General features: G+C 70.4%; 20 protein-coding genes. 9 read left to right on the top strand and 11 right to left on the bottom strand.

Annotated features, from left to right (window positions below):
- Positions 1-14 precede the first annotated feature (14 nt).
- On the top strand, positions 15-485 hold the full coding sequence (locus ACX80K_RS06680; RefSeq protein ID WP_459271081.1) for a fluoride efflux transporter FluC: 471 nt from the start codon (positions 15-17) through the stop codon (positions 483-485).
- On the top strand, positions 482-865 hold the full coding sequence (gene crcB / locus ACX80K_RS06685; RefSeq protein ID WP_459271082.1) for a fluoride efflux transporter CrcB: 384 nt from the start codon (positions 482-484) through the stop codon (positions 863-865). The genes ACX80K_RS06680 and crcB overlap by 4 nt, the downstream gene beginning before the upstream one ends.
- Before the next feature lie 82 nt (positions 866-947).
- On the opposite strand, the gene ACX80K_RS06690 is transcribed toward crcB, so the two are convergent.
- From ACX80K_RS06690 to ACX80K_RS06705, 4 genes are all read right to left on the bottom strand, one after another.
- A complete protein-coding gene (locus ACX80K_RS06690; RefSeq protein WP_459271083.1) occupies positions 948-2,681 on the bottom strand; it encodes an HNH endonuclease in 1,734 nt (577 codons plus the stop codon).
- Between the two features lie 143 nt (positions 2,682-2,824).
- Positions 2,825-3,109, bottom strand: coding sequence for a DUF6510 family protein (locus ACX80K_RS06695; RefSeq protein ID WP_459271084.1), 285 nt, complete (start codon positions 3,107-3,109; stop codon positions 2,825-2,827).
- 12 nt (positions 3,110-3,121) lie between these two features.
- Entirely contained in the window at positions 3,122-3,838 is a 717-nt protein-coding gene (locus ACX80K_RS06700) for an FAD-binding oxidoreductase (RefSeq protein WP_459271085.1), read from the bottom strand.
- On the bottom strand, positions 3,835-4,428 hold the full coding sequence (locus ACX80K_RS06705; RefSeq protein ID WP_459271086.1) for a sulfite oxidase-like oxidoreductase: 594 nt from the start codon (positions 4,426-4,428) through the stop codon (positions 3,835-3,837). Before ACX80K_RS06705 ends, ACX80K_RS06700 begins: the two co-directional genes overlap by 4 nt.
- A gap of 117 nt (positions 4,429-4,545) precedes the next feature.
- On the opposite strand from ACX80K_RS06705, the gene ACX80K_RS06710 reads away from it, so the two are divergent.
- Positions 4,546-5,778, top strand: a complete 1,233-nt coding sequence (locus ACX80K_RS06710) for an MFS transporter (RefSeq protein ID WP_459271087.1) — start codon at positions 4,546-4,548, stop codon at positions 5,776-5,778.
- A gap of 110 nt (positions 5,779-5,888) precedes the next feature.
- Here ACX80K_RS06710 and ACX80K_RS06715 read toward each other — a convergent pair whose 3' ends face one another.
- The 3 genes from ACX80K_RS06715 to ACX80K_RS06725 form a co-directional block, all read right to left on the bottom strand.
- On the bottom strand, positions 5,889-6,482 hold the full coding sequence (locus ACX80K_RS06715) for a hypothetical protein (protein WP_459271088.1): 594 nt from the start codon (positions 6,480-6,482) through the stop codon (positions 5,889-5,891).
- Positions 6,483-6,491: 9 nt separating this feature from the next.
- Complete coding sequence (locus ACX80K_RS06720) at positions 6,492-7,640, bottom strand: zinc-dependent alcohol dehydrogenase (protein ID WP_459271089.1); 1,149 nt, start codon at positions 7,638-7,640, stop codon at positions 6,492-6,494.
- A gap of 107 nt (positions 7,641-7,747) precedes the next feature.
- Positions 7,748-8,665, bottom strand: coding sequence for a phosphatase PAP2 family protein (locus ACX80K_RS06725; protein ID WP_459271090.1), 918 nt, complete (start codon positions 8,663-8,665; stop codon positions 7,748-7,750).
- Between the two features lie 115 nt (positions 8,666-8,780).
- Here ACX80K_RS06725 and ACX80K_RS06730 point away from each other — a divergent pair, with 115 nt between their 5' ends.
- The 3 genes from ACX80K_RS06730 to menD all read left to right on the top strand — a co-directional run bounded on the left by ACX80K_RS06730 (position 8,781) and on the right by menD (position 14,104).
- Entirely contained in the window at positions 8,781-9,818 is a 1,038-nt protein-coding gene (locus ACX80K_RS06730) for an o-succinylbenzoate synthase (RefSeq protein WP_459271091.1), read from the top strand.
- A gap of 137 nt (positions 9,819-9,955) precedes the next feature.
- Positions 9,956-12,076: a PhoX family protein gene (locus ACX80K_RS06735; RefSeq protein ID WP_459271092.1), complete on the top strand. Its 2,121-nt coding sequence runs from the start codon at positions 9,956-9,958 to the stop codon at positions 12,074-12,076.
- A gap of 234 nt (positions 12,077-12,310) precedes the next feature.
- On the top strand, positions 12,311-14,104 hold the full coding sequence (menD, locus tag ACX80K_RS06740; protein WP_459271093.1) for a 2-succinyl-5-enolpyruvyl-6-hydroxy-3-cyclohexene-1-carboxylic-acid synthase: 1,794 nt from the start codon (positions 12,311-12,313) through the stop codon (positions 14,102-14,104).
- Between the two features lie 7 nt (positions 14,105-14,111).
- Here the strand turns inward: menD and ACX80K_RS06745 are convergent, their stop codons facing one another.
- From ACX80K_RS06745 to ACX80K_RS06760, 4 genes are all read right to left on the bottom strand, one after another.
- Positions 14,112-14,876 (bottom strand): amino acid ABC transporter ATP-binding protein, encoded by a 765-nt coding sequence (locus ACX80K_RS06745; protein WP_459271094.1) that lies wholly within the window; start codon positions 14,874-14,876, stop codon positions 14,112-14,114.
- 5 nt (positions 14,877-14,881) lie between these two features.
- The gene (locus ACX80K_RS06750) at positions 14,882-15,667 is read right to left on the bottom strand and encodes an amino acid ABC transporter permease (protein ID WP_104180742.1); all 786 of its coding nucleotides are present in this window, start codon (positions 15,665-15,667) and stop codon (positions 14,882-14,884) included.
- A 79-nt stretch (positions 15,668-15,746) separates the two neighbouring features.
- The gene (locus ACX80K_RS06755) at positions 15,747-16,514 is read right to left on the bottom strand and encodes a transporter substrate-binding domain-containing protein (RefSeq protein ID WP_459271095.1); all 768 of its coding nucleotides are present in this window, start codon (positions 16,512-16,514) and stop codon (positions 15,747-15,749) included.
- Between the two features lie 136 nt (positions 16,515-16,650).
- Positions 16,651-17,988, bottom strand: a complete 1,338-nt coding sequence (locus ACX80K_RS06760) for an isochorismate synthase (protein ID WP_459271096.1) — start codon at positions 17,986-17,988, stop codon at positions 16,651-16,653.
- 283 nt (positions 17,989-18,271) lie between these two features.
- On the opposite strand from ACX80K_RS06760, the gene ACX80K_RS06765 reads away from it, so the two are divergent.
- From ACX80K_RS06765 to ACX80K_RS06775, 3 genes are read left to right on the top strand one after another with little or no spacing between them, the layout of a single operon-like run.
- Complete coding sequence (locus ACX80K_RS06765; protein ID WP_459271097.1) at positions 18,272-19,033, top strand: demethylmenaquinone methyltransferase; 762 nt, start codon at positions 18,272-18,274, stop codon at positions 19,031-19,033.
- Complete coding sequence (locus tag ACX80K_RS06770; protein ID WP_459271098.1) at positions 19,034-20,350, top strand: geranylgeranyl reductase family protein; 1,317 nt, start codon at positions 19,034-19,036, stop codon at positions 20,348-20,350.
- A gap of 9 nt (positions 20,351-20,359) precedes the next feature.
- Positions 20,360-21,451 carry a polyprenyl synthetase family protein gene (locus ACX80K_RS06775; protein ID WP_459271099.1) on the top strand — a complete coding sequence of 364 codons (1,092 nt, stop codon included), beginning with the start codon at positions 20,360-20,362 and terminating at the stop codon, positions 21,449-21,451.
- The last annotated feature ends 106 nt before the right edge of the window (positions 21,452-21,557 follow it).

The raw sequence follows: 21,557 nt of genomic DNA on the forward strand, positions 1-21,557 counted from the left end.
CACCTGATGTGCCGATGCGTAGGGGTCTGCCGTCCGCTGGTGGGCCCCCTCACCGACGGCCCGCCGACCTCCTCCTGGTCTTCGTCGGTGGCATGGCGGGCACCCTTGCCCGCTTCGGACTCGCCGGAGCACTCCCGGTCCCGGCGGGGCTACCGCTCGGGATCTTCCTGATCAACATCACGGGTGCCTTCGCCCTCGGATTGCTGCTCGAGGCTCTTGCGCAGCGCGGCCCCGACGAGGGGCGTCGTCGGGCGGTGCGCCTGCTCCTGGGTACGGGTTTCCTCGGTGGATTCACCACGTACAGTGCGCTCGCCGTCGACTCCGCACTCCTGCTCGGCGCGGGCCGGGCAGTGGAGGGACTCGCATACCTTGCCGTGTCAGTGCTCGTGGGACTGGTGGCAACGGGAGCCGGCATCGCCGTCGGAGCTCGTCGTCGCCGGTGTCCGGGAGCCGGACCGGCAGCACCGTCGGGAGCCGTGCCATGAGCATCTCCTTCGTCCTGGTCCTCGGCATCGCCGGCGGGCTGGGGGCGGTTGCGCGTTTCATGCTCGACGGTGTCATCGCGGCGCCCGTGCGGGGGACGATCCCCCTCGGCACGATGACCGTCAACATCAGCGGGTCCTTCCTGCTCGGACTCCTGACCGGACTGGTCCTTGCCTCGGCGCTCCCGTCGTCGTGGCTGTTCGTCGGTGGCACGGGTTTCCTCGGCGGATACACGACCTTCAGTACGGCGAGCAGCGAGACGGTACGACTGATCCAGGCGGGTCGGACCGGAGCGGCACTTCTGTCGGGGGTCGGAACAGCCGTGGTGGCTCTGGTGGCGGCAGGTCTCGGCCTGTCGATCGGGTCGCTCGTCGCGGGATAGGCCGGTCCTCAACGCCGGCAGGAAGATCGCACAGCGGTACCGCTGATCGTACTGTCGGACCGACGAACAGCGTTTCCCGGCTTCAGGACGAACGCTCGTTACCCCTGTCGAACGCCGTCCACCCCTCTGTCCTCCTGACCAGGAGTGCACTATCCGCCTCGTCGGACACGGGCTGCCGGTGGGTAGGGGCGAGATCGACGGCATCGTCGAGTTCGCTCCGAACCGCGGACCCTGCCTGCCAGTACAGGTTTCTTCGCGGGGAGGCGGTCCGTCTCCGATGGACGGGCGGAGTGAACCAGGGGACGCCACCCCGGGATTCGACGGTCCACGTGTCCTGATGGATGACGTGGTGGTGCCGTGAGCAGAGCAGCACGCCGTTGTCGATGCTGGTCGAACCACCACGGGACCACGGTGTGAGGTGGTGGGCCTCGCACCAGGCGGCCGGGACGGAACAGTCGGGGAACGCGCACCCCTTGTCCCTGGCCACGAGCGCACGTCGCAGATGTGGCGGAAACAATCGCTGGGCGCGCCCCACGTCGAGCACCTGACCCCTGCCGCCCAGGACCAGCGGAATAAGGTCGGCATCACAGGCGATCCTCCGGATGTCCCGGGCACCGACCTGCTCGGAAAAGACGGCATCGCCGGCCCGCTCGGTCTCGCCGATCAGGTCCCTGTAGTCGATGGTCACCATCACCTGCGGACGATGCCCACCGGTCGCCGGTAGTCCGTTCGTCGACAGGGCGATCCTGCAGGCCGAGACAAGGCCCTCGAGGAGTTGTCGTGCTCGCGTCGGGCGACCGTCGACCGGGGCGCCCGACCCGGTGTCGCCCGGGGGGCGGCCGGGCATGCATCCCGGAGCTCCGATCCGCGTCGCCTCACCTGCCGTGGGTCGTTCCTCGGTCGCCGGATCTCCGGCTGCCGTGCCCAATGCCGGATGGTCCGGGGTCCCGGGAGTTGCCGGATCCGTCGGTCCCCGTGCTGCGTCGTCTTCCGGAGGGTCGGCGTGCGCTGAGGATCCCCGCGGATCGACAGCTGCGTTCATGACCGTTGCGAGCTGTTCGAACTGCTCGTCCGTGGCACCGATCTCGAGGAAGTGCAATCCGTGGTGTCGTCCCTTGAGGAAGACACCCTGACGTGCCCGGAGCACCTTGTCCGTGGGCTCCTGCCCGTCCTGGTCGAGGACCCCCTCCCAGCGGCGTGCAAGGACGCGGAGGATGTCCTCGTCGGTCTCGATCGCCTGCCTCGTGAGGTGGTGTTCCATGGTCTCGAGCTGGTCCCGCGTCGCGAAGGACTGCACGCGCTCGAGGGCGTGCGCGACGACGGTGGCTGCTCGCCCGCTGACGACGAAGGAGCCCACGGCTTCGCCCAGTACCTCCAGGCGGGCAGGGGCGCGATTCCCGGTCGGCGACAGGCTCGGCAGCACGACCGCAGCCAGGGTGAGACGGCGCCTCGCCTCGGTGCGACTGATACCCAGCGCCTCCCTCAGGAAATCGGCGCAGTTCCTGAAGCCGTGACCGGCCTCGGTCGATGGGTCCGTCCCGGGACCCGGCACCTCGCCCGTGGTGCCGGACGCCACAGGGGCGCCACCGGCTTCGGAGGCGAGCCCGTGGTGATCGGCGATGCGGGCGGCGAGGACCTGCAGGTGATCGACGACCTTCGACACCTGCTCCACCTCGAGGACGAACTGGAGGGCATCCTGCCGTGACAGCAGGTGGTGGTACTGGACCAGGCCGTGTGCACAGTCGCCGAGGAGGGCGCGAGCCTCGTCCAGGGAGGATCCCGACGGGGAGGGGCGCTTGATCGGTGTGACGGCCATGACGTGATTCTATCGAACACGCGTTCTATTAATCGCGAGAGGCGAGCCATTGTGGAGGGGTAGTGGCGGATGGGATATCCACAGGGGGACCGCCATCGAGGTCGGTCCTCGGTCCCGGGGCCGCGGGTCCGCCTGCACGGGGATCAGGGCTTGTCGATGACCAGGTGGCGTACGCCGTCGAGGGTGAGGACCTGGCGGTCGCCCTGATCCGTGAGGCAGAGCAGCACGGCGGTGCAGGTGGGGCACCGCAGCACCATGCCGGGCGCCTTCGTGTAGAGCAGTGCAGCCGCGAGCGGGCCCGAGGAACCGCAGCCCGCGCACCTGCACTCCGCGCTCGTCAGGTCGGAGACGAACTGGTCGAGCGCACCGGCGAGGGCGTTGCCGTCGAGGTGGTCCTGGTCGAGGGGATGCTGCTCGGTGCTGTCCATCGCGGTCCTTCCCTATCCTCCGTACCGCTCCGTGCGGATGCGGCCGGGGTCGTGCCCGTCGTCGACGAGCCATGCGGCAACGGCCTCGACGAAGCCCGTCGAGCCGCAGATGTAGACGGCCGGATCGTCCTCCGGCGGGAAGCAGGACGCCGTGACGGCCTCGTGGGTCAGGCGGCCCACCGGCCGGCCGTCGGGGGCCTCCCGGGAGTAGGCGATGTCGATCACGACCTGCGGATCCTCCTGCCCGATCACATCGAGCTCACCCCGGTAGAACACATGCTCGGGGCTGCGCACCGAATACAGCAGCCGAGCGGGGACGACCGATCGGGCCTCGGAATGCGAGCGGAGCATGGCCATGAGGGGCACGACGCCCGAGCCGCCGGCGATCAGCTGGAGCGGACCGGCCCGATCGGGCGACCACGTGAACCAGCCACCGACCGGACCGCGGACCTCCAGCTGGTCACCCACGGCCAGGACGTCGACGAGGAAGGCGGAGACCTCGCCGTCGTCGAGCTCCTCGACCGTCAGCTCCAGCTCGCGCGGTGGCACCCACGCCGCCACGGAGTACGAGCGCACGGCCTGGTAGCCGTCGTCGGCGGTGAGCCGCAGGTCCACGTGCTGCCCGGGGACGCCGGCGACCACGTCCGGGAAGCGGAGCCTCAGGGTCCGCGCCCGGGTGGTCTCGGCGCGGACGGCACTGACCTCGGCGACCTGCCACGACCGCCTCACCAGTAGCGTTCCTCGCGCCACGGGTCCCCGTACATGTTGTAGCCGTTGGTCTCCCAGAAGCCGGGCAGGTCCTGGTCCATCAGGCGGATCCCGTTCACCCACTTCGCGCTCTTCCAGAAGTACAGATGCGGCACCAGCAACCTGGCCGGCCCGCCGTGCGCGGACTGCAGCGGTTCGCCGTCGAACTCGAAGACGATCCAGGCCTTGCCGTCGAGGAGGTCGTCGAGTGGGACGTTGGTCGTGTAACCGCCGTAGGAGTGCACCATCGTGTACTCGGCCTCGGACTCCACGTCCTCGAACAGGGTGTCGAGGGAGACCCCACGCCAGCTGGTGCCCACCTTCGACCAGTGCGTCACACAGTGGATGTCGGTCGTGACGTCCTCCTGCGGAAGTGCCTGCATCTGCTCCCACGACCACTGGTGCGTCCCGCCCGGGCCCGCCACGATCTGGAAGGACCAGTCACGGAGGAGGACCTGGGGGGTGGGGCCCGCCGACATCACGGGGAAACTGCCGGTGAGGTACTGGCCCGGCGGGAGATCCGCGTCCCGGTTCTGCCGCCTGCCGGTGAAGCCTGAGGTTGGTACAGCCATGCGGTACTCCCGCCAGAGTAGGGCGCGCCGGGTCGATGGTACGAAAACGTAGTGCAACGACCGCATGCTGTCCAGAGCGGGACGGCGGCAGCCCACCCCGCGGACTAGGGTTGAAGAGTGCCCAAGGAAACCTTCGATCTACGTGCGATCGCGGTGGGCGCCTATGGTCCGTCGCTGCTGTACGGAGTAGCGACCGGGGCCATCCTGCCCGTCATCGCCCTGACGGCCCGCGACCTGGGTGCCGACGTGGCGACTGCAGCCCTGGTCATCACGCTGTCCGGTATCGGCTCGCTCGTCACCAACGTCCCCGCGACCCTGATCGCCACGCGCTTCGGCGAGAGGAAGGCGCTCGTCGGCGCCGCGCTCTGGTGTGCCGCGGCGATGTTCCTGGCACTCGCCGCCCCCAGCCTGCCGGTGTTCGCCGCAGCGGTCTTCATGGTGGGCATGGCAGGGGCGGTGTTCGGCCTTGCGCGCCAGAGCTACCTGACCGAGGCGGTACCCCCGCGCTTCAGGGCCCGGGCGCTGTCCACGCTCGGCGGTGTCACGCGCATCGGCGTGTTCGTGGGTCCCTTCGCCGCAGCCCTCGCCATGAGCGCACTCGGGCTCGACGGCGCGTACTGGGTGGGAGGTGTCGCGAGCGTGGCCGCAGCCGCCCTCAGCTGGCGCGTCCCCGAGCTCGAGGCCCCCGGCCGGACCGCGCCCGGGCCCCAGACCTCCCTGGCAGGCGCTCCGATCCTGGCGCCGACGGTGCGTTCCGTCATGCGCAGTCACGCCCGCATCTTCGTCACCCTGGGTATCGGGGTGCTGCTCATCGCTGCGGTCCGTGCGACCCGGCAGGCGGTCCTGCCCCTGTGGGCAGAGGACATCGGGCTGGACGCCTCGTCCACCGCCCTGATCTACGGACTGTCCGGGGCCATCGACATGCTGATCTTCTACCCCTCCGGCAAGATCATGGACATCAAGGGCCGTCGCTGGATCGCGGTGCCGTGCATGCTCATCATGGGCACCGCCCTCGCGCTGCTGCCCCTCACCAGCGACGCGGTGGGACTGCTCCTGGTCGCGCTGCTCATCGGCTTCGGCAACGGCATCGGATCGGGCATCGTCATGACGCTCGGTGCGGACCTGTCGCCGTCACCGGGTCGCCCCCAGTTCCTCGGGATCTGGCGCCTGCTCACCGATACGGGAAACATGGCAGGGCCCGCGCTGCTCGCCCTCGTGACGGCGCTGGCCACACTCTCGGCGGGCATCTGGGCGACGGCGGCGCTCGGCTTCCTCGGTGCGGCGGTCCTCTGGTACTGGGTACCGCGTGCGGCCCCCGGATCGGCCGAAGCGGCAGTGACACACGGCTGAGCCTGCACGGGGCAGCGCTGCAGGGCCCCGGGACGTGTGAAGCGCGCGACGGCGGCGCGTACCTCTCATGCCCATCCCGGGCCGACAGAGCCCGGAGGCCGTCCCCGTCCTCAGCGCTTTCCGCGACGGACGACGGCGCGGACTCCCAGGACCGCTCCCGCCGCCGCGACGACCCACGGTCCTCCCACGACGATCGGGTCGATCCACTGGTGGTTGACGTCGACACGCTTCTTGCCGAAGCGCGACGCGATGCCGTGCCTCCGCCCCTCGGACAGCACGCCCGTCTCGGTGATGGGGTTGTCGGGGCGGAACGTCGCGAACGAGGCCGCGTGTGCACCCCATGCATCCACGCGGTCGCCGAGCAGCAGCAACAGCCAATGGGCCGCACGACCCTCGCCGTAGCGGTAGGCATAGCGCCGGATGCCGCCCGAGACACCATGGAGCGGGGAACTCGTCCCGAAGACGGGCGGAAGCTGCCCGTGCTCGATCGATCGTTCGCGACCCTCCCGGTCCGGCTGCTCGTCGGGGTAGTCCCAGTGCGCCCCGGTGCTCCCGGGATCGTAGATCTCGCGCGGGTACGACGGACGGTCCTTCGGGTCGAGGTCCACGCCCCAGCCCGGGATCCGGGCCCGGAGAGCCTCGGCGGTGGGGATGTCCTTCGGTTTGTTCGCGACGTAGGGCGTCGAAGGCCCGGATGCTGCCATGGTGGTCTCCTAGCTGGGGTTCGCGATGATGAGCGGCTTGATGCAGTTGTCGAGCTTCGCCGAGAAGATGTGGTATCCCTCTGCGATGTCCGCGAGGGGGATGCGGTGCGTCACGATGTCGTTCGGCTTCAGGTAGCCGTTCTGGATGTGCTCGAAGAGGCGTGGCCACTGCCGCTTCACCGGGGTCTGGTTCATGCGGAGCGTCAGTCCCTTGTTGAGTGCATCGCCGAACTTGACCGCACTGAAGATCGGACCGTAGGCGCCGACGACGGACACCGTCCCGCCCTTCCGCACCGAGTCGATGGCCCAGTTCAGGGCGACGGGCGAGCCACCCTGGAGCTTGAGCTTGGTGCCCGTGACCTGCTGGATGAAGTTGCCGTCCGCCTCCGCACCGACGGCGTCGATCACCACGTCCGCACCGAGGTAGTCGGTGGTCTTCTTCATCTCGACGATGATGTCGTCGTATTCCGCGAAGTTGAAGGTCTCCGCCTGGGCGAAGGTGCGTGCCTTCTCGAGCCGGTACTCGAGGTGGTCGATGACGATGACCCGGCCGGCCCCCATGAGCCAGGAGGATTTCGCGGCGTAGAGACCCACGGGGCCGGCACCGAACACCACGACGGTGTCGCCCTCGACGATGTCGCCGAGCTGGGCACCGAAGTATCCGGTGGCCAGGGCGTCGGTGAGCAGGACCGCGTCCTCGCTGTCCATCCAGTCCGGGATGATGGTGGGCCCGACGTCGGCGAACGGGACGCGCACGAACTCGGCCTGGCCGCCGTCGTACCCGCCCGTGGTGTGGGAGTAGCCGTAGATGCCACCCACCGCGGTGGCGTTGGGATTGACGTTGTGGCAGTTCGAGAACAGGCCGCGGGCGCAGAAGTAGCAGGACCCGCAGTAGACGTTGAAGGGCACCATCACGCGGTCGCCTCGCTCGAGGTTCTGCACCGAGGGTCCCACCTCCTCGACGACGCCGATGAACTCGTGCCCGAAGGTGTGGCCGATCCGGGTGTCAGGCATCATGCCGTGGTAGAGGTGCAGGTCCGAGCCGCAGATCGCGGCGGTGGTCACCCTGATGATGGCGTCGTTCGGATGCTCGATCCTGGGCATCGGCTTCTCCTCGACCCGGATCTTGTAGGGTCCGCGGTACACCATGGCTTTCATCGGTCGCCTCTTTCCGTCGCTGGTCCGGCCAGCGTCGCACCGTCGCGGCAGTGCTTCAACGGGCGGCGGATATGCGTAAAAGGGCGTGCGGAGCAGGCCGGGGGGTGTTACGGACGCCGTGCCCGGGAGGCCGTCCTGCCGGCCTGCGCCGCGAAGAGCCAGCCCGCCGACGCGGAGAGGGTGAAACCGACGCCGATGATCCAGGTGAGTCCCCACCAGAAGAACAGGGGGATGCTCGCGGTCCCGGGCAGGGGTGCGGGTCCGAGGGCGTGCACGGACACGTAGAGCACGGCCGACACGGCGAGTCCGCCGAGTCCTGCGATCCAGCACAGCAGCAGCCAGCCGCGTGACGACGCCCAGTGCGCGCCGAAGCCCTCCCAGTTGTTCCAGTGGTCGCCCGTCCTCATGACGACGAGGCCGCCGAGGAGCGTCCACGTACCGACCACGAGGAGGGCGGCGACGACGTCGGCGGGACGGTGCCAGAGGTTGAGGAACGTGGCGGCCCCGGCGAGCACCGAGTAGGCGCCACCCAGGGCCGCCGCGACGGGACGCCACCGGGGGGTCATGATGACGAAGACCGCCGCGGCGGCCGAGGCCGCGAGGGTCGTATGCCCCGAGGGTAATGAATTGAAGTCGAGCGTCGCGACCCCGCGGTCGGGCCGGTCGAAGACCACGTTCTTGAGGACCTGGGTGGTCAGGTTGGACGCCAGGACGACCGCGACGGCGACCGCCGCCGCACCGTACCGTCTTCGGCGCACGATGACGAAGAGGATGGCCGCTGCCGCGACGACCACGGAGATCATGGGCAGTGTGTCGAGGAACCCCAGGAACGGCAGCTGGGTGTCGGGCGCCGCCACTCCGGCCTCGCGCCACGCGGACTCGTCCGCGAACTGGCCCGTGGTGGTGCGGACGAACGCCCAGTAGGTCCAGCCCAGCGCCACGGCGCAGGCGACGGCGGCCAGGACGAACAGCAGCGGCGAGCGTGCAGCCCGGTCCGGTCCGGTGGAGGTTCGTTGTGACGACATCGCCTCCATGGTTCCACACGATCCTCCGCGTTCCCTCCCCGTCCTGTGCTCCCCGTCCTGTGCTCCCCGTCCTGCGCTCCCCGTGACCGCCGCGAGGCTCACGTAGCCTGAGGTCGTGCATGAGCTCCAGCCTTCCCGTCCGTCGCTGCCCCTGCCCTCCCTCGAGGAGCTGACCGCCTCCGCGCGCGTGGTCTCGGTGCCCATGCGCGTCCGGTTCCGCGGCGTCCTCGTCCGCGAGGCGCTCCTGGTCCGCGGGCCGGCAGGGTGGGGCGAGTTCTGCCCCTTCCTCGAGTACGACGACGCGGAGTCCGCACCCTGGCTCGCGTCCGCCGTCGAGGCCGCCTGGCACGGGTTCCCGGAGCCCGTCCGGCCATCGATCCCTGTCAACGCCACGGTCCCGGCCGTCGGCCCGGCCGCCGTCGAGGACGTCCTGTCCCGCTTCGGGGCAGTGGGCGCCGTCAAGGTCAAGGTCGCGGAGAAGGGGCAGGAACTGGCGGACGACGTCGCACGGGTCGCGGAGGTGCGGCGGCTCCTGCCCGCTGCCGGGATCAAGATCGACGCCAACGGCGGCTGGACGGAGCGGGAGGCCCTCGACGCCCTCGACGCCCTGAGCCGCTTCGGCCTGCAGTACGTGGAGCAGCCGGTCGCGGACATCGCCGGGCTGCGCGCGGTGCGGTTCGAACTGCGCCGCAGGGGGGAGGGGGTCCTCGTCGCCGCCGACGAGAGTGTGCGTCGCCAGGAGGATCCGCTGCGGGTGGCACGCGAGGACGCCGCCGACCTCCTCGTCATCAAGGCCCCGCCGCTCGGCGGTGTGCGGAGGGCCCTCGACATCATCGGCGCCGCGGGGCTCCCTGCCGTGGTGAGCTCGGCCCTGGACACGTCCGTCGGGATCCGCGCGGGCGTGGCCCTTGCCGCCGCCCTGCCCGAGCTGCCCTATGCCTGCGGGCTCGCCACGGTGTCGCTCATGGCGGGCGACGTCACCGAGGACTCCCTCGTGCCCGAGGACGGACAGCTCCCGGTGCGCGACGTCGTCGTCGCGGAGGACAGGCTGGACCGCTTCGCCGCCGGCCCGGACCGGACGCGGTGGTGGCTCGAGCGCCTCGGCCGCACCCACGCCGTCCTCGTCGCGTCCCGGCCGGATGCTCCCGCGTAGGCCGGCAGCCCGCTCGGGGCCCGGTCCTGTTCCGGCGCCGTTCACACGGCGTTCACCGGGCGGCCCCCCGACTGTTCAGGTGCCCTCGACAGGGTAAGGACGAACGCCCGTTCATCCTGTTGAGAGGTACCACCCCCATGACTGAAACCACGCGCCGCCTGCTGCCCATGCTCGGCCACACCAAGGGGAAGCGCAGCGCCGTCACCTGTGCACTGAAGTGTGACAACGCGTGCTCCGACGCCGTCTGCAACACGTCGAGCAACAACTACTTCCGGGACATCGTCTCGCGCGAATTCTCACGCCGCAGTGCCCTCGGCGCGGGCGCCGCAGGCGCACTGACGCTCCTCGTCACCTCCCGGACGGGTGCCGGCTCCGCCCACGCAGCCCCCGGCGGCGCCGCCCGGGCGAACGCACTGGCTTTCGACGCCATCGCACCGGTGGACGCGCTGGTCGACGACATGACCGTGCCGCAGGGCTACGGCTGGAAGCCCGTCATCCGCTGGGGCGACCCGCTGTTCCGTACGTCGCCGGCCTTCGACGCGGACAAGCAGACCGCCGCGGCGCAGGCGCTGCAGTTCGGGTACAACTGCGACTACACGGACGTCCTCGAGATCGCCGGGAGCAAGGGCCGCCGCGCGGTGCTGTTCGCCAACCACGAGTACACGAACGAGAACATCATGGTGCCCCCGACCACGCCGGCGGCCGAGGTCCGCGGCATCGGGAAGGCGGCCCATGGACTGTCCGTCGTGGAGCTCGAGCGCAAGAACAAGAACAAGCCGTGGTCCTACGTCCAGGGTGCCCCGCTGAACCGCCGCTACCTGACCACCACGGCGTACGAGGTGACCGGCCCCGCCGCCGGGTCCGATCTGCTGAAGACCAAGGACGACCCCGCCGGACGCACCATCCTCGGGACCCTCGGCAACTGTGCCGGCGGCACCACGCCGTGGGGCACGATCCTCTCCGGTGAGGAGAACTTCAACGGCTACTTCGTGGCAGCGGGCACCAGCGACGGTGACCGCCGCTACGGCATCACCAGCAAGCCGACGGCGCGCGGCTGGGAGATCGACGAGCCACGCTGGGACACCCGCAACGCGGGCTACGAGAACGAGAAGCACCGCTTCGGCTACATCGTCGAGGTCGATCCGTTCGACCCCACCTCCACGCCGAAGAAGCACTCGGCGCTCGGCCGCTTCAAGCACGAGGGCGCCAACGTGACCGTCGCCGCCGACGGACGGGTCGTCGCCTACATGGGCGACGACGAGCGTTTCGACTACCTGTACAAGTTCGTGTCGAAGAACAAGGTCCAGCCGGGCACGAGCCCTGCGGCGCGCAGGGCCAACATGACGCTGCTCAGCGAGGGCTCGCTGTACGTGGCACGCTTCCAGGGCAATTCCGTGGCCGAGATCAACGGCAGCGGCACCCTCCCGTCGGACGGCGCGTTCGACGGCGTCGGCGAGTGGCTGCCGCTGCTCATGGACAACACGTCGGTGGTCGCCGGCATGACGGCGGCAGAGGTCTCGGTCCTCACGCGGCTCGCCGCGGACAAGATGGGCGCCACGAAGATGGACCGCTGCGAGGACGTCGAGCCGAACCCCCGGACGGGCAAGGTGTACGTGGCCTGCACCAACAACACGAACCGCGGCGTCGGCACCAATGCCGTCGCCGACGAGGCCAACCCGCGCACCGCGAACCGTGACGGACACGTCGTCGAGCTCACCGAAGCGGGCGGCAATGCGACGGGTACCCGGTTCACCTGGAATCTGCTGCTCGTCTGCGGCGATCCGGCACGCAACCCCTCCACCTACTTCGCCGGCTACCCGAAGGACAAGGTCTCCCCGATCTCCTGCCCCGACAACGTGGCCTTCGACTCGGCGGGCAACCTCTGGATCTCGACGGACGGCCAGCCGAGCACGGTGGGCTTCGCCGACGGCCTGTTCAAGGTGGGACTCGAGGGCGCCGAGCGCGGCCGCGTGCAGCAGTTCCTCGCCGTCCCGCGCGAGGCCGAGACCTGCGGTCCGGTCATCCACGACCAGGACGGCAGCGTCTTCGTCGCGGTGCAGCACCCGGGCGAGGAGGGCAGTTGGGCCGCGCAGTCCTCGCTGTTCCCCGACTACGTACCGCTCGGCGGCCGCCCCGCTCCCGGCGAATCCGTCGTGCCGCGCCCGTCGGTCGTCCAGGTCTACAAGGCGTCCGAGGGGCGCCGCGACGAGGACCACACGGGCCGCGGGCGCGCACGGCAGGGCACGCCGCGCCGCTAGGCGATCCCGCCGACCGCGATGGCGTAGGACCACCGACGCCGGACACCGGATGCACCCCCGCCTCTCAGGCCGGGGTGCATCCGTGTCCGGTGGGAAGGTCCGGTGGGAAGGTCCGGTGGGAAGGTCCGGTCGGAAGGTCGGTCGGAAGGTCGGGTCGGAAGGTCCGGTCGGAGGGTCCGGTCGGAAGCGTCGGCACGGGTCGGGTCGGAAGGGCAGGGGTGGAAGGATGGAACGGTGACCGATCCCGCGCCCCGCCCAGCGACCGACCCCGAGCCCGCACCGGCGACGCGTCCCGCACCCCTCGACTCCGCGACCTCGGCCGCCGTCGCCGTCCGGTCCCTCGTGGCGGGCGGAGTGGTGGACGTCGTCGTCGCGCCCGGATCCCGCAGCGCACCACTCGCCTATGCGCTCGCCGAGGCCGAGGCTGCAGGACTCGTGAGGCTGCACGTGCGGATCGACGAACGGTCCGGTGCGTTCACCGCGCTGGGCCTCGCGCTGGGCGCCAGGCGTCCGGCCGCCGTGGTGACGACGTCGGGCACCGCGGTGGGTGAGCTCCTGCCGGCCGTGATGGAGGCGAACCATGCGGCGGTGCCGCTCGTGGTGGTCTCCGCCGACCGGCCCGCCGAGCTGCGCGGTACCGGCGCCAACCAGACCACGGTGCAGCCGGACCTCTTCGGCGTGCATGTGCGCTCCGGCGTCGACATCCCGGCCGGGGACGACCCGGGACGGCTCGTGGGGGAGGCCCTCCATGCCGCCGTCGGCATGCCCTCCGGGGGTGTGCCGACGCGGCCGCCCGGCCCGGTGCACCTCAATCTCGCCTTCCGCGATCCCCTCGTGCCCGAAGCCTCCGGCGACGACCGGCGCAGGACCCCGCTGGACGACGGGCGGTCTGCGACTCCCGGGCTCCCGGCGCGGAGCGACAGCGCCGAGGCAGGCGGACCGGCCGGCCTCGCCGATTCCCCCGGTCCGGCGGCAGGTGGGCCGGACCGCACCGGCGGCGCCACCGTCGTCGTCGCCGGGCACGGCGCCGGAGAGCTCGCCGCCGTCTTCGCCGCACACCTCGACCTCCCGCTCCTCGCCGAGCCGTCGTCGAACTCACGCTTCGGCAGCAGCGGCATCGCAGCGTACCGGCTGCTGCTCGAGCACTTCGGACCGGCCATCACGCGCGTCGTCACCTTCGGGCGTCCCACCTTGTCCCGTCCGGTCACCGCGTTGCTCGCCAGGGCCGACGTCGAGCACGCCCTGTACCTACCCGAGCCCGTCGCCTGGTTCGAGGAGGGCCGGCGCCCCGAGCGCATCATCGACAACCTGCCCGAGCTGCTCGACTTCGCGGGGCGCGGCGGGGACGGCTGGCTGCGGTCCTGGCGGCAGGCGGGCGCGACGGCGGAGGCGGCGATCCAGTCGCTCCTCGCCGACGAGGAGCACCTCACGGGTCTGCACGTGGCCGATGCCGTCTGGGAGCACACGGACGGCAACCTGGTGCTCGGCTCCTCCAACCCCATCCGTGACGCGGACCTCGTCGCGACCACCGACTGGCATCCCCTGGAGGTCTTCGCCAACCGGGGGCTCGCGGGGATCGACGGCACCGTCTCGACGGCCACGGGGGTGGCGCTCGCCGGGGGTATCCCCACGCGGGCCCTGATGGGGGACCTCACGTTCCTGCACGACGTGGGCGGCCTGCTCCTCGGCACCGGCGAACCCCGGCCCGATCTGCAGATCGTGGTCCTCAACGACGGCGGCGGGGGGATCTTCGGGCTGCTCGAGCACGGCGCGGAGTCGACGACGGCCCGCTACGGTGCCGCCGTCGAACGCCTCTTCGGCACCCCGCACACCGTGGACATCGCGGCGCTCGCCGCCGCCCACGGACTGCCCTACGAGCGGGCGACGACCCTCGACGAGCTGGATACGGCGATGGAGCGGCCCATCACGGGCCGCTCCATCCTCGAGGTCCGGGCGGACCGCACGACGCTCCGGGACCTGCACGCCCGGATCCGCCGGGCGGTGGCGGACGCGGTCGTCCGGTCCTGACGGGAGGTCAGAGCACCTTCGAGAGGAACAGCTTCGTCCGCTCGTGCTGGGGGTTCCCGAGGACGTCCTCGGGCTTGCCCTGCTCCACCACGACGCCGCCGTCCATGAAGACCACGCGGTCGCCGACCTCGCGGGCGAAGCCCATCTCGTGCGTGACGACCATCATGGTCATGCCCTCCCGGGCCAACTGCTTCATGACCTCGAGCACGTCGCCGACGAGCTCCGGGTCGAGGGCACTCGTGGGCTCGTCGAACAGCATCATGTCGGGGTCCATCGACAGGGCGCGGGCGATCGCGACGCGCTGCTGCTGACCGCCGGAGAGCTGCGCGGGGAAGGCGTCGGCCTTCTCGGCGAGCCCCACCTTCTCGAGGTTGCGGCGCGCGATCTCCGTGGCCTCGGTCTTGCCGCGCTTCTTGGCGCGCTGCTGCGCGAGCGTCAGGTTCTTCAGCACGGTGAGGTGCGGGAAGAGGTTGAACTGCTGGAAGACCATGCCGATGCGCGTGCGCACGCCGTCGAGGTCCGTCTCGCTGTCCGTGATGTCGACGCCCTCCACCATGACCGTTCCGCTGGTGGGTTCCTCGAGGCGGTTGACGCAGCGGAGCAGCGTGGACTTGCCGGAGCCGGACGGCCCGATGACGCACACCACCTCGCCCCCGTCCACATGGAAGTCGATGCCCTTCAGCACCTCGTTGCTGCCGAAGTTCTTGCAGAGCTCCCGGACCTCGATCGCGGGGACTGTCGTCGAACGTGCACCCGATGCTGCGTGGGCCACCGGAATCACCGGCCTCTCTTGTTGTGTCGTTCGAGCTTCGCCACCAGCTGGGTGAGCGGGAGGGTGATCACGAGATACAGCAGTGCTGCCACCACGAGCGGCGTGGAGTTCGCCTGGCTGGTGAGGGCGTCCCGTGCGAACGTGGTCAGCTCGCGGTCGCCGATGGCCATGCCCGCGATGAACAGGAGCGAGGTGTCCTTGATCAGGATGACGAGCTCGTTGGTCAGCGGCGGCGTGATGATCCGGAACGCCTGGGGGAGGACGACGGTCAGCATGGTCCACGCGGAGTTCATGCCGAGCGAGCGTGCGGCCTCGACCTGGCCCTTCGGCACCGCCTCGATGCCGGCCCGGATGGTCTCGGCGATGTAGGCGGCCGAGACGACGATGAGGCCGATCAGGCCCGCACCCGCGTTGCCGCCCGGCGGGCGCCAGCCGAAGGCGATGGGGACCGCGTACGCGAACCCGAAGATCACCAGCAGCGCGGGGAGTCCGCGGAACAACTCGATGTACGCGGTGGCGAGCCAGCGGTACGGGAGCACCGGCGAGAGCTTCATGAGTGCGAGCAGGAGGCCGAGGAGCATGCCGCCGACGAACGCGATGGCCGTGTACACGATGGTGTTCTTCGCGGCGATCGTGACGATCTCCGGGAAGGCCGCGGCGGCGACCTCGGGGTCCAGGAAGCTGGACTGGATCCTGCCCCAGTCGGCGGCGAGGATGATGAACAGGACGACGGCGGCGAACACCGCGTAGAGGACGCCCTGGATGAGGCGTCTGCGTGTCGATCGTTTCACGCGGGGGAACTACCTTCCTTCGGGTGGCACCCGCGCGGCCGGGCGTCGGAGGGACGGCGGCCGCGCGGGTCGGGTGGGGCTACTCCGCGAAGTAGGAGTCATAGATTTCCTGGTACTTGCCGTTGTCGCGGATGGCCGCGAGCTGCTCGTTCACGGCGGTGACCAGCGCCTCGCTGCCGTCCTTGGCCATGATGAAGCCGTACTTCTCGTCCGTCGGGTACTCCTCGGCGATGGTGAAGGCACCGTCCTCGGTGTGGCCGATGTTCACGGGCAGGTCCTGCAGCAGGGCGTCGACGTTGCCGGCCTGGACGGCCGCGTACATCTCGGCGTCCGAGGGGAACTGGATCAGCTCGGCGTCCGGCGCGTTCTCCTCCGCGTAGGTCTCACCGGTGGTGCCCTGCTGGACGCCCACCTTCTTGCCCGCGAGGTCGTCGATCGACGCGATGTCGGAGTCGGCGGGGACCAGGAGGGACTGCAGCGAGTCGTAGTAGGGGTCCGAGAACGCGAGGTTCGCCTGGCGCTCCTCCGTGATGGTGACGGCGCTCGCGCCGATGTCGCACTGGCGGGCAGCGAGGACGGCGCCACTCTGCAGCCCGTTGAACTCGACGTCCTGCACGGCGAGCTCGAGGTCCATGCCCGACGCGATCTCCTTCATGAGGTCCATGTCGAAGCCGGTGTACTCCCCGTTCTCCTCGAACTCGAAGGGCGGGTAGGGGATGTCGGAGCAGACGGTCAGGGACCCCTCGGACACGAGGTCTAGGCCACCGGCCTCACCGGAGGCGGCGTCGTCGGAGCCTCCGCCGCACGCGCTCAACGCGAGGGCGCCGGCGGCCATGGCGGCCAGCATTGCTGATTTCTTGGAAAGCATGGGTACCTCACTAGGGCGGACGAAGTGCATGTGAAAAAGGTCCTGCTGATTCTATCGACGAATGCGAGATGTCCGTCATGGGCAACGGGCAGTGCCGGTGACCGTGATCACCGCCTCAGCGCGACAGGCCGAGCGCCTCGATCATGGGCCGGAACTTGCTCCAGGTCTCCGCGAGCTCCGCCTCGGGCTGTGAACCCTCGACGATCCCGCAACCCGCGTACAGCCGGATCCGCGTGGGTGTCTCGACGACGGCGCCACGCAGGGCGATGCCCCACTCGCCGTTGCCCCCGGCGTCGATCCAGCCCACCGGACCCGCGTACGGGCCGCGCTGGAGGTGCTCGAGTTTTCGGATGAGCGCCCCGGCCACCGTCGTCGGCGTGCCGCACACAGCGGCCGTCGGGTGGAGCGCCTGGACCAGGGCCAGTGACGTCGGCACCTGGCCGCCGTCGTCCACCACGAGCTGCGCCATCACGTCGGAGGCGAGATGCCATACGTTGGGCAGCTGCAGGACGAAGGGTTCGCTGTGCGAGGTCATCGAGCTCGTGAACGGCCCGAGTGTCTCGGTGAGCGAGTCGATGGCGATCTGGTGCTCGTGGAGCTGCTTCTCGGACCCCGCCAGGACGCGCTCGGCATAGTCGGGGTCACCCGCGGGGGCATTGGCCCGGTCCAGTGTCCCGGCCAGGACGCGGGCGCGGGCCGTGTTGTCCTCGACCTTGATGAGCATCTCGGGCGTCGAGCCGATCAGGCCGTCGACGGCGTAGGTCCAGCAGTCCTCGTACCGGACGGCGAGCTCGCGCAGCACCTGCGCCGTGGCCACGGGTGAGTCGAGGTGCGCGACGACGTCGCGGGCCAGCACGAGCTTGCTGAGCTCTCCCGCGCGCACGTGCTTCACGCCCTCGGCGACGGCGATCTCGTACTGGTCCCCGGTGAGCACACCGGGGCCGAGGTGGTCGCCAGGACTGGGGGAGCGGTCGGCGTCGGGCTCCGTGAGGTAGGCCGCGAGGGCCGCCTCCGCCGCCTCCGCGGTGAGCTCCGCCTCGGCGTCGTCGGTGATGTAGGTGAGCCAGCCCGTCCCCTCGCTGCAGCCGACCACCACCTCGGGGACGATCAGGCGCGACTCGTGGGCGGAGGTCTTCGAGAAGGCGAACGAGCCGAAGGCGATCAGTCCCGACCCCGGGACGGAGAGTTCGTCGAGCACTTCCGCGCCTGCGAGCTCGCGGCGCCACCACTCCTGAGCGCGCGTGAAGCGGTCCGGCCCGGTGACGGTGAAGCGTGCCGTCTCCCCGTAGGCGACGAGTCCGCCACCGCGGCGGAGCCACGTGTGGGCGTCGTTGCGGACGACGTACCCGAGGAGGCCGGACCGGGAATCCATGGTGCGCGCCACCGTGATGCTGCGGAGGCCTCGGGAGTGTCCGGGCGCAGGCGTCAGCGCGGTGAGGGACGGTGTGCTCATGATGCTTCAAGCGTACTCCGCGGCGCCCTGCGGGACCGGCGCCGCACAGCGCGGTCGATCCGGGGTCTGTACGGGGCCGGATGTGAGGTTCGTACGGCGCCGGTACGGTGCGGGTCCGGAGTGGGCGTCGCGGGAGCGCAACCGGCCGGAAGGGCTTCGTCCAGTGGCGGATTCATGGCGGATCAGGAGCGGATCAGTGGCGAATGAGAGGCGGACGGCTGACGGATCGGTGACGGATCGGTGGAGGATTAGGCGTTGTGTCGTTGTTTGAGACAATGGCGAGGTGAATCGTGCATCGCTGGAGAAGCGTCCCGACGAAGTGGCAGCCATGTTCGACGACGTGGCGCCCCGGTACGACGTCGTCAACGACGTCCTGTCGATGGGTCAGACCCGCCGCTGGCGGCGCATCGTCGTGGACGCCGTCGGCGCTGAACCGGGCCGGCGCGTGCTGGATCTCGCTGCCGGTACCGGCACCTCGAGCGAGCCCTACGCGGATGCGGGGATCGACGTCGTCGCCTGCGACTTCTCGCTCGGCATGCTGAAGGTCGGCAAGCGCAGGCGCCCGGACATCGCGTTCGTGGCCGGAGACGCCACGAACCTGCCCTTCGCGGACAACTCCTTCGACGCCTCGACCATCTCCTTCGGGCTCCGCAACGTCAACGAGCCGAAGAAGGCGCTCGCCGAGATGCTGCGCGTCACCCGACCGGGCGGGCGGCTCGTCATCGCCGAGTTCTCGCAGCCCACCGTGGCGCTCTGGCGCACCACCTACACCGAGTACCTGATGCGGGCGCTTCCGGCGATCGCCCGGAAGGTCAGCTCGAATCCGGACGCCTACGTGTACCTCGCCGAGTCGATCCGCGCGTGGCCGAACCAGGACGAGCTCGCGGCCTGGCTCGCCGAGGCCGGCTGGAGAGACGTCGAGTACCGGAACCTGAACGGTGGCATCGTCGCCGTCCACCGCGCCACCAAGGCCCCGGCCGCACCCGGCGAGGAGCCGCTCCGGCCGGGGCAGGTCCGCCTGCGCCGCACGTCGGCGGCAGCGTAGATGACCGTCCTGATCGTGGGCGCCGGGCCGGCGGGTTCCACCGCGGCCTACTACCTCGCGAGCGCGGGCATCGAGGTCACGGTGCTCGAGAAGACGCATTTCCCCCGCGAGAAGGTGTGCGGCGACGGACTGACGCCCCGCGCGACCCGCGAACTCCAGCTCCTCGGGCTCCCGCACGACGAGAGCGAGGGGTGGCGCCGCAACAGGGGACTGCGCCTGATCGCAGGGAAGCGCACCGTGGAGGTGCCCTGGCCCGAGCTCAGCGACTTCCCCGACTACGGGCTGGTCCGCACGCGCCTCGGCTTCGACGAAGCCCTCGCGCAGCACGCCCGTTCCGCCGGCGCCACCATCCTCGAGGGTCACTCCGTGACGACCGCCCTGCGCGACGGTGCAGGCCGCGTCACCGGGGTCACGGCCAACCTGCTCGACGCCGACGGACGCAAGACGGGCGAGACGCGCTCCTTCACCGCCGACGTCGTCCTCGCCGCGGACGGCAACTCGACGCGCACCGCCGTGAGCCTCGGACTGCAGAAGCGCGACGACCGCCCCCTCGGCGTGGCCGTCCGCACGTACTTCACGAGCCCGCGCACCGACGACGACTGGATGGAGGGGTGGCTCGAGCTCCCGGACGCCACGGGCCGGCCGCTGCCCGGCTACGGCTGGGTCTTCGGCGTCGGCGACGGCACGTCGAACGTGGGCCTCGGCATCCTCAACTCGTCGGCGGAGTTCGGCAAGCTGGACTACAAGCAGGTCCTCAAGGACTGGACCGCGGGCATGCCCTCCGAGTGGGGTTTCACGCCCGAGAACCAGGTCGGCGAGATCAGGGGTGCCGCGCTCCCCATGGGCTTCAACCGGACGCCGCACTACAGCCCCGGCCTGTTGCTGCTCGGCGATGCCGGCGGCATGGTGTCCCCGTTCAACGGCGAGGGCATCTCCTACGCGATGGAGTCCGCGCGGTACGCCGCAGAGTTCATCGAGCGGGCACAGGGCGTGGGCTCGCCGCTCGGGCGTGACCAGGTGATGTCCGGCTACGCACCCCATGTCCGTGCGCAGTGGGGGAGCCACTTCACGCTCGGGCGGGTCTTCGCGCAGCTGATCGGCAAGCCCGCCGTCATGTCGCTGGCACTCCGTACCGGCATGCCGGTACCGGTGCTGATGCGGTTCGTCGTCAGGATGCTCGCCAACCTGACGGACACGGGCGGGCGCGGCTTCGAGGACCGCGTCATCCACCTGCTGGAGTCGCTGGTGCCGCCCACCTCCAACCAGCCGTCCCTGACCGGCTATCTGCGGGCGCAAAGCGCTTCCCCACGTGGTTAGGCTTAGACGGTGACACAATCCTTCAACCCCGGGTGGACCAGCGTGGGCCACGCCAGCGCGCTGGACACCGCGGACATCCCGGACGACGGCGCGCTGCGCCTTCCTCCCGGCTTCGCCCTCATCGCCGAGGACCCGGACCTGGGGCCGTCCGTCTCGTCGTGCCTCGCGGAGGTCGAGAAGCAGCTCCGCGGCGCCATCGCCCACTCGGATCCCCTGGCCGATGCCACCAGCCGGCACCTCGTGGAGGCCGGCGGGAAGCGCATCCGCCCCCTCCTGACGATCCTCGCGTCCCACCTCGGCAACCCGACCCGTGCCGAGGTGGTGCAGGCAGCCGTCGTCGTCGAACTGACGCACCTCGCCACGCTGTACCACGACGACGTGATGGACTCCGCCCCGTACCGCCGCGGCGCCCCGACGGCGCACGAGGTCTGGGGCAACTCCGTGGCCATCCTGACCGGTGACCTCATCTTCGCGCGGGCGTCGATCCTCGTCTCCGAGCTCGGTGGCGAGGCCCTCGGCATCCAGGCGCGCACCTTCGAGCGCCTGTGCCTCGGGCAGTTGCACGAGACCGTGGGTCCGCGCGAGGGCCAGGACGACCTCGAGCACTACCTCTCGGTCATCGCGGACAAGACCGGATCCCTCGTGGCCGCCTCCGGGCAGCTCGGGGCGCTCTTCGCGGACACCCCGCGGGAGGTCGTCGACGTCATGGTCTCGTACGGCGAGAAGGTCGGCGTCGCCTTCCAGCTCGCCGACGACGTCATCGACGTGACGGGCCTCAAGGTGAAGTCGGGCAAATCGCCGGGGACCGATCTCCGGGAGGGTGTCCCCACCCTGCCGGTCATCCTCCTGCGCCGCGCCGCCGCGGCGGGGGACCGGTCCGCGGCCGACGTCGTCGCGCTCGTGGACGGCGATCTCTCCAGCGACGAGGCCCTCGCCGAGGCGGTGGCCGCCGTGCGTGCGCACCCGCAGACGCAGGAGGCGTGGGCCGTCGCGCAGCAGTGGGCGGACGATGCCGTGGCCGCCCTCGATCCCCTGCCGGACAGCGTCGTGAAGCGTGCTCTGGCCAGCTTCGCGCAGGCAGTGGTCAGCAGGGACGTCTAGCCCCTGGCGGCTTCCCGTCGTCGTTCCGGGGTTTCCGGCCGGGACACGACAGCAGGCGGCGTGTCCCGGTCCGCCACGCGCCCGGCCGGGTGAGGACCGGGAACGA

This window comes from Arthrobacter sorbitolis (genome assembly GCF_054510995.1).